The sequence below is a fragment of the Fibrobacterota bacterium genome, from assembly GCA_019509785.1.
Classification (GTDB): domain Bacteria; phylum Fibrobacterota; class Fibrobacteria; order UBA11236; family UBA11236; genus Chersky-265.
On record JAEKLQ010000035.1, the window covers coordinates 58,155 to 69,299 of the forward strand.

The following is an 11,145-nucleotide window of genomic DNA, read 5'->3' on the forward strand; positions in this document are numbered from 1 at the left end:
GTCCGCGGCAATTCGGGGAGCGGCAGTGGGATTTGGTCTATTCTGGATGGCGATGGGAGCGGCAGGGCTCGCCTCCGCCGCGCCCGCCCCTTCCCCTAGTAACGTGCACATGACCGGTATCTTGCGTGATACCTCTTTTGCCGCCGGGGCCGCCCTGCGCCTGGAGGTCCTGGAAACCGGCGACACCTTATCCGTGGCGCCGGGGAAGCCGTTCCGCATCGATCTGCCCCGCGATACGGTATGGAACCTCTGCTTCAGCGCGCCGGTCGATAGCTTCCGCGCGGCCTCCCAGAACCGGGCGGTTCAGGAGGGAGGGATCTCCGCCCAGGGGGGTCGGGCGCCCTCAGAAGGACGCTTGGAAAAATGCTTCGAGGTCCGCCTGGTCGGGAATGACACCGCCTTTTCCGCCGACATCGGCGATCAGCCCTCCATGGTGGTCCAAGCCCCGCGGGCCGCGGCCCCGATCGCAGCCGCGCCGGACTCCGTCGCGAGAGATACCGGAGCGACCCAGTACAAATCCGAAGAGGCCGTGCAATTAAAAAAGGTTCTGGTGCGCGCCCAACGCGCGCCCAAGCGGTCGTTGGGCAAATCCACCGTCTCGGCAAAGCTCATCAAGCGCATGCCGGGCCTGGCCGAAGCCGACGTCATCCGCTCCATCCAGGCCCTGCCCGGGGTGGTCGCCAGTTCGGATTTCTCCACCAAAATCTACGTGCGCGGCGGAGGTTCGGATCAGAACCTCATCCTCTTGGATAAGGCGGTGGTGTATTCGCCCGTGCATTTCTTCGGGCTCTTCTCCACCTTCCTGGTGGAAGGCATCGATGAAGTCAACTTCTATAAGGGCGGCTTCCCGCCCGAGTACGGCAATCGGCTTTCTTCCGTGCTGGACATCAAATCGCGCGAGGGCGGCACCGATAGCGCCCAGACGTGGGAAAAGGGATCCTCGCTCCAAGTCAGCACCTTCGCCTCCCAGATCCATACCGAGGGCCACCAGGGCCCCGTGCGCTGGCTGGTGGCCGGCCGCCGCACCTATATCGATCAAGTGCTGACGTTACTGCGGGACCAGGGACTGACCGATCTCGATCTCGACTATTACTTCTACGATCTGCAAGGCAACGTCCATTACGATATGTCCAAGAACGACGGCTTCATGCTTTCCTGGTACAACGGACGCGACGAACTGAACTTCACCCCCTTCAAGGTGGACTGGGGCAATACCGTCATCCCGCTCAATTACGACGGGGTTCTGGATAAGCACCTGACCACCCATGCGACGGCCTCGTACAGCCTTTTCAGCCAAGACTTCAGCCTGGAACATATCTTCGCGTTCTACAACCGCATCGCGACCATCAATTACAAGCAGTCCCTGGAATATACCGGCATCGACGGCCACCGCCTCACGGCCGGGCTCGATCTCAATTGGATCGAGACGATATTCCGGAACGATCAGATCATCGCCAAGATCCTGCTCCGCGATCGCACGACCTTCTTCCTGAACAGCCTGTTCTTCGAGGACAAGTGGTCTCCGGGCGCGACCGAGCTGACGGGCGGCTTGCGGTTGACGCAATCGACCGTGCTGGACGTACCGGGAGTGGAACCGCGCCTCTCCCTGAAATACAAGCTGCCCCACGCCCAGGCCCTCGATTTCCACGTCGGCTTCTATCAGCAGTACGTCAACTCCATCCAATTCTCCGATCAGGAAAGCATCAACGAGTTCTATTACCCGGCCAAGAAAGTCTCGACGCAAACCGTGAACCCCACCTCCTCCCTCCTTTTCTCCGCCGGTTACGGCATCGACAAGGTCAAGGATACCTGGGACTTCACCTTGGAAGGCTATTTCAAGACCGTCAACCACCTGCCCGTCTACTCGCCCAATGACGTGCCCGACTCCATCCTGCTGGATGTCAGCCGCGATTTGGGCGATCTCTTCCGCGAGGCCAACGGCTACAGTTACGGCTTCGAAGCCTCGCTCCGCAAGCCGGAAGGCCTTATCTTCGGAGGCCTATCCTATTCCAACGGCACCGCCGTCATCCGGGAGGACGCGCATAAGGATCAAGCCTACTTCCCTTCCTGGCATCAACCCCATAGCCTCAAGGCCGATCTCGCCATCAACCTTTTGGGGAAGGACGGGCTGTTCGTGAAGAGCGGCCGCAAGTACCTGCGCATGTCCAGCCAATTGAAATACGCCACCGGCCTGCCGTACACGGAATACGTAGGCTATTCGGACGCGCATCTTTTGGACCAGAACCAGGGCCGGCAAGCGGGAGGGCCCAATCCGGAATTCCAGGACAACATCGATCTGCTGCGCGGCAACCGCAACGCCGCCTTCGTCCCGGCGTATTTCCGATGGGACTTGAAGCCGGTGGATTGGGGCCGGGAAGGCAAATGGAATTTCTCGTGGACCCTCCTCAACATCACCGATCATAAGAACATCTTCTTCTATACTTACGATCGGCAAGCGAACCCTCCCAAACGCATCGAGATCACTCAATTCCCCTTCTTCCCCTTCCTGGTGAATTATGAGTACTACTTCTAGGTTCCGCGCCGCTAAAGGCGGGATCGGCTTACTGGCTTTGGTTGTCGCGGCTTGCATCCAAGGGCCTTGGGACTACTATCCCGAGAATCCGGCGACCTTCCGCGGGGTATTCGCCACCGCCTACGTATTGTCCGGCAAACCGTTGGAACAAGTCTGCTTCGAACGCATCCTGGACGTCGACGAAGAGCATACCCAAGCCTTCGCCTGGTATGACAGCGCCGACGTGCGCATCTCGGGACCTTTCTACGCGCGCGGTACGGACTCGACCGCGGGGAAATCCCTAGAGATGGTGCTCTCCCCCGTTTCCGACACCCCCAACTGCTTCAAGGGAGACCCGACCCTGCTCGCCGAGCGCGGCCAAGAATACGACTTGCGGGCCCGATTCACGTGGGACAGCGCGGGAACGCGGACCCGTTCGCTCCTGACGGGGACGGCGCACGTTCCGAAGAATTTCCGGATCCATGATTCCGCCGTCGCGCCGACCCTGGCCTTCTCGGGCGGCGTTCCGGATACGATTTTCGATCCCGTCTTTATTTCAAGCTTACCCAAGTCGATCCTGGATTCAATGACGGCCCAATTCGGAGACACCTTGGTCAAGCTTCTCATCGATTCGACCGGCCGCGGCGCCTACCTGAAGCAGCATGGGGATGCGATCCAAAATCGCCTGCTCGAATTGATCCAAGAAGCGCAGCAGCCTTATCCGAAGGATACGACCCTGTATTACCTGAACGGCGAGCTCAATACCCTGTCCCACTATTTCAGTTCCGATCATAGCGAGGACGTTGGGGCCGTGCTCATCACCCAGCGTTTCGATCCCAATAGCGAACGCCCGGAGACCCGCTTCGATTCGCCCTTCGGCGGGAAACCGGATACCAGCCGGTATTACTTCCCGGGCAATATCCGGCGGCTGTTGATCTACCCGAACGCGACCGGCGCCAAAGGCTGGAACCTGCTCGATAGCATGGGCGTGGTGAATACCTGGTTCTTCACCTTGCTGAACCGGTTTTACTTCTACGGGTTCGAAAAAGCCTATTATGATTTCCACGCCAGCGCGACCGAGGTGCAGGGAGGCGGCGGATCGAACGGGGATCCGCGCGTAAAGCCCCGCTATAACGTGCAGGGCGGGGCCGGGATCTTCGCGGGAGGCATCCCCGATTCCTTCGACTTGCATATCATACACGATCGGTTCACCAAGGCTTATCCCTTGCCGATCGCCCATGTCTACGCTTGCGAAAAGGACGGTTGGGGCGATTCCAAGGATTGCCGCGATTTCTATCCCGAATATTGCCGCGACCAGGCTTGGCGGCCCGCCATATGCCATGCGGATGCCATCCGCCTTTGCCTGGACACCGCGGCCGCCCGGGATTCCACCGGCCCCCATTGCGATTCCGTCGCCATCATGGCCCGTTCCGATACCGTCGCCGCCCCCATCGGCCAACTCATGCATTGCGTGGAAAAGGATTTCCCGGATGAGCCCGCCTGCGCCGGCCCGCGCACCGCTTGCCTGGAAACCAAGGGAAAGAATGACTGCAAGGATTGGTTCTGGGATTATTGCCAGGATCACGATTGGAGGCCGTTGGATCTTTGCGGCCCCGCCTTGGCTTCCTATTGCCGCGATAAGCCCAGGCAATCGGAAACCCTTTGCCGCAACGCGGACGCCTGGTGCGCCGCGAACGCGGATTCGCCCTTATGCAAATGAAGGAAGGAATTTCAGCCATGCATCGAACGCATAGAAACGGCGCCAAAGCCGCGGTCGTTATGGCCGCGACGTTGTTGGCCCTGTCATCGCCGCGCGCCCAGGATGCCGACGCCACGCCGCGCCTGGAGGCCGATCTCCAGAAAGCCCGCGCCGAGGTGGAGAAGTCCAAGAAGGACGTCCAGAAGGCGGAAGGCGATCTGCGCAAGACCGACTCCCTGGTGCGCGACGAAAACGATCGGGCCGCCGCCGCCGAGCAGCGCGCCGGGAAGGACCGCGAGCGGCGCGAGAAGGAGAACGCCGCCCTGCAGGCCCGGGTGCAAGAGACCCAGGCGAAGGTCGATCAGGAAAGGGCCGCGTCGAGCCGTAAGCAAAACGACGAAGACGAAATCAAGTCCCGCCAGAAGCGCCTGTCCCTGGTTTTGGCCGGTTATTGCGATTCCCTGGCCCGCCGTATCGAAGGCGGGCTGCCCTGGGACAACGAAGCCCGCCTCGATCGCGTGCGTTCGCTTAAGAAGGATCTGGAGGCCGGATCGGCCACCGTGGACGAGGGCTTCGCGCGCCTCAACGCCCTGCTCAAGGACGAAGCGAAAAGCGGCGACGAGATCGCCTTGTTCAATAAGCCCATCGCCCGCAAGAACGGGGAAATGGTGAACGCGCAAGTGCTCAAGATCGGGAACCAATGGCTGGCTTATATGGACGAAGAAGGCAAACGCTTCGGCATCCTGGAAAGGAAGCCCGGGGGAGCGTGGGAGTGGCGCGAGGATCCCGGCTTCGCGGAGAAGAACCGCATCAAGGCCGCCATCGAGATCAAGGCCTCCAAGCGGCCCCCGAGCTTGGCCGTGCTGGATCTGGGCATCGCGCCCGGCGCCCTCCCGATTCCCGCCTCCCATCCGGCCCCGGTCTCACCGGCCCCGTCCGCGCCGAAAGGAGCCAAGTGATGTTCTCCGTCGCCCTTCGCACGATTCGGTATCCGTTCCGGAAGAGCTTGGGAATCGCCGCCTTGTTGGCCGCCTCCATGGCATTCGGTAAAGAAGACCCCCAAGCCATCCAACGCCAAGCTTTGGCGGACTTGCAAAAGGAATTGTCCTCCTTGGAGAACTTGAAAGCCGAAAAGCTGGACGCGTTAGAAAAGAAAGAGGCCGAACGTTGGGACGCGCGCTATCGCGCGGCCGCCCGCGCCAAGGAGGACGATGAGCGCGCGCGCTCGTTGGAAGAGAAGTATGGCCGCCTGGCATCGGATCTCACCCGCACGGAGGAGGACCTGGTCAAGGCGCGCAGCGAGGCCAAGGACAAGGTCGATGAGGCCGCGGCTGTGCGCGCGGGCTGGGACGGTTTCAACGCCTCCCTGAAACGCGCCATCGACGGCGCCGCCGAAAACCTCTCCTTGGACGTTCCCGTGGCGCTGGAGGATCGCACCTTACGCCTGTCCAAGGCTTCGGAATTCATGGCCGCCAAAGGCGGGGCGAATACGCAAGATGCCCTGGCGGCCTTTCTGGACGCCTCGCTTCTGCGGGTAGATCAGACCCTGAAGCAAAGCCTGGAAGATCGCCAAGCCGTATTCGGGGGAGGGCGGCCCGCCTCCGCTTGGCGGCTGCAACTGGGGACCGTCTTCGTGGGCGAATTGGAGAAGGGAAGCGAAGGCGGAAACGGCAGGCCCGGCGAATCCCAGATCCTGCTCCGCACCGGCAACCTCCAAGGAAAAACCTTCGTATGGCGCAACGATCTCGCGGGCGAATACAACCGCATGCTTTCCACCGCCATCTCCGGCGCTGCCCAAGGTAAGACCGTCCTGGCCCTCCCTCTCGACGTTCTGCAATTCAAGAGCCTCGGCTCGGGTTTCGTGAAGGGCGAAGAGCTCTCCTGGCAGTCCCGCTTCGCCGCCTGGTTCAAGGCCGGCGGCGTCACCTTGTATCCGCTCTTCGCGGTCGGCATCCTCTCCCTATTCATGATCCTGGAACGTCTGGTCTATTTCGCCCGCAAGAACACCAACGCCCGGTCCTTCACCGCGCGCTTCCTCTCCCTGGCCGAAGCCCGCCGCTGGCGGGAAGCCAAGGAAATGTGCTCCCGGTCAGGCAGCGCGCTGGCCCGTACCTTAGGCGCCCTCGCCGATAAGGCCGAGCAATCGCGCGACGCCGCCGAGAAGGCCGTCCGCGAAGCCTTGCTGCGCGAAGTCCCCGCCCTGGAAAAGCGCCTGCCGCTGATCGCCGCCATGGGCGCGGCCGCTCCCCTGCTGGGGCTGTTGGGCACGGTTAGCGGCCTGGTGAACCTCTTCAAGGTGCTGAACCAATTGGGCGCCAATGATCCCAAGGTGCTCGCCGGCGGCATTTCCGAGGCCTTGATCAATACCGAAACCGGCCTCGCCATCGCCATCCCGGTGCTGTTGATCCACGGGTTCCTGAACGAGCGGATGGACGGCATCAACGCGGCCATCAGCAGCAGCGCCATGGAAGTCCTGAACAAGGTTTGGCCGAAGGGTTAGATGTTCTCCGTCATCTACGAAACCTGGCAGCAGGGAGGCTTGGTCCTCATTCCCATCGTCGCGGTGGGCTTCTGGGGCTTTTGCCTGATCCTGTCCACCTACGCCGAGCTCGGCGCCGGCCTTTGGCGCACCAATCTGAACTCGCTCTTCGAGGACGTCCGCGGCCGCTTGGCCGCCGGCGACCGGGAGGCCGCGCGCCGCTTGGCCTCCCGGGCCCCGAAACTCGTCGGTTACGGTCTCTCCTTGGCTCTCGATCACGGCGGCCTCGATGAGGCCTCCCTGCGCCGCCTGCTCTCCGAAAAGCTGGCCCTGGCCCTGTTCCAACTCGAACGCCATCTTCCCCTAGTCCGGGTGATGGCCGCCGCCGCGCCCCTATTGGGCCTTCTCGGCACCGTCAGCGGGCTCATCCATACCTTCCGCACCATGACCGAGTACGGCAACGGCAATGCCGTGCTCCTGGCCCATGGCATCTCCGAAGCCCTCATCGCCACCCAAAGCGGCCTCTTGCTCGCCATCATACTCATCCTGCTCGGGCAGCGCCTGGAAGGCCGCGTGCATTGGCTGCAGAACCAGGTGGAATACGGCATCAGCATGATGTTGAACCAAATCTATTATCCCAAGGAAGGAGGGGCCCCATGGAGCCGTTCCTGATCGAGACCAAGAAGCGCGGGGGCTTCGAGCTTAACGTGGTGCCCCTCATCGACGTGGTGTTCGTGCTGCTCATCTTCACGATCCTCACCTCGTCGCTCACCAAGGAAACCGGCGTCACGGTGGACAAGCCGCAAGCGCAGTCCGCGGGCGAACTCAACCGCCAAAGCATCCTGGTGGCCATCACGCGCGAGGGAACCGTGCACGTGAACGAGCGTCAGGTGGATCTGGAAAGCCTGCAAGACGTGCTTCGCCGCATGCTGGCCGAGAACGCCTTGGGGGAGGTCGTCCTGATCGCGGACCGCGAATCGAACACCGGCCTGCTGGTCACCGTCATGGACGCCTGCAACCTGGCCGGCGCCAAGAAGATATCCGTCGCGGCGATGAACAAGTAGCCATAACCGGGTAAGTTGAAACCAGTAGTAAGATGAAACTATTACGCAACCTGTGCATCGGTGCCGCCGCGCTTTTCCTGAGCGCCCTGCTCACCGTGCTCTTTCCCCTGCTCAATCAGGCTCTGAATGGCGCGTCCATCGCCAAAGGCCCTCGCATCGTAGCGCAAGTTTCCCTGAAGCAGATGGAAGCCGCGCGCCAGGATGATCAACCCAAGCGCAAGCTCAAGCAGCCCCAGCGCGCCCGTCCCATGCAGACCATGGCCAAAGCGGGCCCCCGCTTCGCCATGGATTTGAGCGTCGGCGGCCTGGAGGGCGCATCGGTCCCGATGGACATCGTCAATCGGCCGAGCGGAGGCGGAGGCCAAGCGCAAGGCGAAAACGGGGACGTGGACGAAAAGCCCCAACCGACGGCCCCGCCGCCCTTCCGTCTCCCCCAGGAAATCCGGGCGGCCGAGAAAGACGCCTATCTCGTGTTGTCCTTCTGCGTCGATCCCTCGGGCCATCCCTATGAAGTGCGCGTAACCGAAGAGAAACCCTCCGGGTTGGGCCTGGCCGAAGCCGGCCGCGAAGCCCTTCGGCAAACACTCTTCAAGCCGGCCAAGAAAGGCGGCCTCGCCGTCGCATTTTGCGGCCTAGAGCAACCCTTCGAAGTCAGGTTCAATAATTGATGCGCGCCATGCCTGCTCCGTTGAAGATGATGTTCGCCGCCCTGCTGGCCGCCTTGCCCGTTGCAGCCGCCCCCGGCCAGTCCGTGCCCCGCCCGACAAGCCGTAGCGCCATGCCTGCGCCTCTGCTCGCCCCGGCCCAGAGCGCGGTCGATCTGGTCAATCGGGGCAACCTGCTCTATGCCAAAGGCGAATTCGCCAAAGCCCTCATCCTCTATCGCAAAGCCGAAACGCGCGGCGCCGATGCCGGCACGGTATCCTTCAATATCGGTAATTGCCTTTACCGTTTGGAAAAACTTCCCGAAGCCGCCGCCGCATTCCGCAAGACCGAGCGCCTCACCGACGGAAAATACCTTCCTGCCATTTTCAATTTGGCCGCCGTCCTTTTCCGGTTGGAACAATACGGCGAATCCATCGCCGCGTATCGCCGGGCCCTCAAGCAGGACCCCGACAACGAAAGCGCCTGGCTCTACCTGGCAGATGCATACGCGCGCACCCATGACTACATCGGTTCGCTCCAGGCTTTGGAAAAAGCCCGCGGGCTCGACCCCGATGATCTCAGCATCATATACCAGATGGCCGAGGCGCATGCCTCCATGAAGGAATACCCCCAGGCCGTGGCCCTTGTCCGGGAAGCCTACTCCCGTAAGCCCTCGGAAATCGATTTCCTTTTCTACATCGGCGATCTGTACCGGGCCGAAGGTGATCTGGAAGCCGCCGCGGGGGCTTACCGCGAAGGCTTGGCCCTCCGCGAGAAAGATCCCGACAACCTTTATAAGCTGGCCGACGTCTTGGCCCAGGACAAGAAACCCTTCCTCGCCATGGATTGCCTGCAAAAGGCGTTGGACTTCAAACCCGCATTCTCCGACGCCGCGGTTTTCCTAGGCAATTTGGCCACGGACGCGAAATGGTTGGATCGCGCCGAAACCGCTTACTTACAAGCCCTCAAGGCCGGAAACAAAGAAGGGCTCGAAGGATTGCGCAACCTGGCTTACGAGTACCATACCCAGGGACGCGATGACCGCGCCACCCAAATCCTGGAAAGCGCCCAACCATTCCAGCCCAAGGACGCGACCTTACAGGCCGAAATCCGCCAGTACCGGGACCTGTCCGTTGAAGGCAAATCCACCGAACGCAAATAGGCCCGGCGTTGCTTGGCAACCGTAAACTTCGGCCCTCAAATCCTTACCACGCTATTTTGTCCCGCTGCTTAGGTTTCACAGCCTTCCAATACGCATGTTTGAGAATAACAGGGCGCTCATTCGATCTTGGGATGGAAACTCGCCATGGCTATCGATTGATATTATGCCCGGGCGGAGGCGCACCATGGATCACCGAAGATGCTTTATAAGATCTACCAGGTTTGATATCTGCCGAATCCCAATTCCATAATAATAATTTCGTCGATTAATATTAGAATAGCCTGCATCCCGACATCAGTGGGCCCTCGATCATCAGTTCCAAGTCGGCTAGTTCGCCCGGAATATTTGGGTCATCAAAAACATCCTTGATACGACATTGACGTTGTTGCCGTAAAGTGATTTCCTCGCACTTGCGAAAGAAAACTATCCTAGCCCAAGAGGGGTAGGAGGGAAATCCCGACGACCGTATTCAGCAAAATGCCTTACGTCATGAAGGCTTCCCTCCCAAATGGACAGATGAAGCTGGCCCGGGCAAAGCCCACGAAGGGATTAAAAAAGTGGTCACTCGGGTTACCACATGTGTTTTTCCGGTTCGGCGAAACAGGCTCTGTCAATTGTGGATTTTTCGTGGAGCACTTTAGATGCGCGCTTCCACTATCTTTCGTTTTGTTCGAGCCTTAGCAAAGGGCTAAATACTGCCTGACTAATTATTGTATCTATCATAGCTATTTCATCTGACTGATCCATTAAACCCTGCGCTGATGCCTTTACTGTCCAGGTAAATTGAGCCAGATATATTTTTTTTGGCAGGGCCGTATGCGCTAATTGCCAACTGAAAATCTCGATTGCTTGCCCTGATTCCTTGCTATTACACCTCGAAAAGAGCAACCCGTTACCATTTGCGACCTTGTTTAATCGAGCACCTTTTGGAATTGGCTGAGCAAGCAGTACGTCAAGTCCGTTTTCAAATCGGCGTCCCGGCGGAGCCGCCAATGTTAAGACGTTTAATCTTAGGATTCCCGTTTCTCCACCTTCTTCGTAAAACGTCCCGCCCCCATTTGATTCGTATTCCTCTTTCCATTGTTCTGGAATAGAAAAGCGGATAACTCCACCTCTATATTCGATCGATCTCATTGCTCGTGAATTCATTTACAGAAAAGAATAGATTCGTGTGAATACAATGGAATTCATCTAACTTTCGATTTTCATTTTTTGTACATTTTCTATCGTCTTTGTGCCGCTGCGCACTTTATTCCTGACCAATCGGAGACATCGTGGACACTCAGTTCCTCTTGTACCGACCTAGATTGTCTTGAATGCGCAGGACCTTCTCGTCCAGATAACCCAACATTTTCTGCCTGAATATACTCTCCAGATTCCTTCATCCACCGGCTCCAAACCCACCCACTTTTCACTAAGGGATAATCCCATCCGCTTATCTTCTCCGGGAAGGACAAGGACCGGGGTGAGGCGGTGTGGACCTTGACCGGCGGCACCTTGCCCAGGGTTGAATGGGGCCTTATCTCGTTGTAGAACTGTACGAAGGCATTCAACTTGCGCTGCTGTCCCTGGAGGTTTTAACCC

At 59.6% G+C, this 11,145-nt stretch carries 9 protein-coding genes and 1 pseudogene; 8 read left to right on the forward strand and 2 right to left on the reverse strand.

Features of this window, described 5'->3' with window-relative positions:
• Positions 1-109 precede the first annotated feature (109 nt).
• The 8 genes from JF616_09710 to JF616_09745 all read left to right on the forward strand — a co-directional run bounded on the left by JF616_09710 (position 110) and on the right by JF616_09745 (position 9,561).
• Complete coding sequence (locus JF616_09710) at positions 110-2,533, forward strand: TonB-dependent receptor plug domain-containing protein (protein ID MBW8888019.1); 2,424 nt, start codon at positions 110-112, stop codon at positions 2,531-2,533.
• Complete coding sequence (locus JF616_09715; GenBank protein MBW8888020.1) at positions 2,517-4,232, forward strand: hypothetical protein; 1,716 nt, start codon at positions 2,517-2,519, stop codon at positions 4,230-4,232. The genes JF616_09710 and JF616_09715 overlap by 17 nt, the downstream gene beginning before the upstream one ends.
• 17 nt (positions 4,233-4,249) lie before the next feature.
• A complete protein-coding gene (locus tag JF616_09720; GenBank protein MBW8888021.1) occupies positions 4,250-5,170 on the forward strand; it encodes a DUF3450 family protein in 921 nt (306 codons plus the stop codon).
• On the forward strand, positions 5,170-6,711 hold the full coding sequence (locus tag JF616_09725) for a MotA/TolQ/ExbB proton channel family protein (protein ID MBW8888022.1): 1,542 nt from the start codon (positions 5,170-5,172) through the stop codon (positions 6,709-6,711). Before JF616_09720 ends, JF616_09725 begins: the two co-directional genes overlap by 1 nt.
• Positions 6,712-7,362: a MotA/TolQ/ExbB proton channel family protein gene (locus tag JF616_09730; protein ID MBW8888023.1), complete on the forward strand. Its 651-nt coding sequence runs from the start codon at positions 6,712-6,714 to the stop codon at positions 7,360-7,362.
• Complete coding sequence (locus JF616_09735; GenBank protein ID MBW8888024.1) at positions 7,347-7,754, forward strand: biopolymer transporter ExbD; 408 nt, start codon at positions 7,347-7,349, stop codon at positions 7,752-7,754. The genes JF616_09730 and JF616_09735 overlap by 16 nt, the downstream gene beginning before the upstream one ends.
• 32 nt (positions 7,755-7,786) lie before the next feature.
• Positions 7,787-8,422, forward strand: a complete 636-nt coding sequence (locus tag JF616_09740; GenBank protein MBW8888025.1) for an energy transducer TonB — start codon at positions 7,787-7,789, stop codon at positions 8,420-8,422.
• Between the two features lie 110 nt (positions 8,423-8,532).
• Positions 8,533-9,561 carry a tetratricopeptide repeat protein gene (locus JF616_09745; GenBank protein MBW8888026.1) on the forward strand — a complete coding sequence of 343 codons (1,029 nt, stop codon included), beginning with the start codon at positions 8,533-8,535 and terminating at the stop codon, positions 9,559-9,561.
• A gap of 654 nt (positions 9,562-10,215) precedes the next feature.
• On the opposite strand, the gene JF616_09750 is transcribed toward JF616_09745, so the two are convergent.
• Positions 10,216-10,695: a hypothetical protein gene (locus tag JF616_09750; GenBank protein ID MBW8888027.1), complete on the reverse strand. Its 480-nt coding sequence runs from the start codon at positions 10,693-10,695 to the stop codon at positions 10,216-10,218.
• 89 nt (positions 10,696-10,784) lie between these two features.
• Positions 10,785-11,126: pseudogene (locus JF616_09755) on the reverse strand (hypothetical protein).
• Between the last annotated feature and the right edge of the window lie 19 nt (positions 11,127-11,145).

What these genes read in the sequence shown, in the direction of transcription:
- JF616_09710 (MBW8888019.1), top strand. Translation starts at nt 110, where the DNA reads ATGACCGGTATCTTGCGTGATACCTCTTTTGCCGCCGGGGCCGCCCTG.
- JF616_09715 (MBW8888020.1), top strand. Translation starts at nt 2,517, where the DNA reads ATGAGTACTACTTCTAGGTTCCGCGCCGCTAAAGGCGGGATCGGCTTA.
- JF616_09720 (MBW8888021.1), top strand. Translation starts at nt 4,250, where the DNA reads ATGCATCGAACGCATAGAAACGGCGCCAAAGCCGCGGTCGTTATGGCC.
- JF616_09725 (MBW8888022.1), top strand. Translation starts at nt 5,170, where the DNA reads ATGTTCTCCGTCGCCCTTCGCACGATTCGGTATCCGTTCCGGAAGAGC.
- JF616_09730 (MBW8888023.1), top strand. Translation starts at nt 6,712, where the DNA reads ATGTTCTCCGTCATCTACGAAACCTGGCAGCAGGGAGGCTTGGTCCTC.
- JF616_09735 (MBW8888024.1), top strand. Translation starts at nt 7,347, where the DNA reads ATGGAGCCGTTCCTGATCGAGACCAAGAAGCGCGGGGGCTTCGAGCTT.
- JF616_09740 (MBW8888025.1), top strand. Translation starts at nt 7,787, where the DNA reads ATGAAACTATTACGCAACCTGTGCATCGGTGCCGCCGCGCTTTTCCTG.
- JF616_09745 (MBW8888026.1), top strand. Translation starts at nt 8,533, where the DNA reads ATGCCTGCGCCTCTGCTCGCCCCGGCCCAGAGCGCGGTCGATCTGGTC.
- JF616_09750 (MBW8888027.1), bottom strand. Translation starts at nt 10,695, where the DNA reads ATGAGATCGATCGAATATAGAGGTGGAGTTATCCGCTTTTCTATTCCA.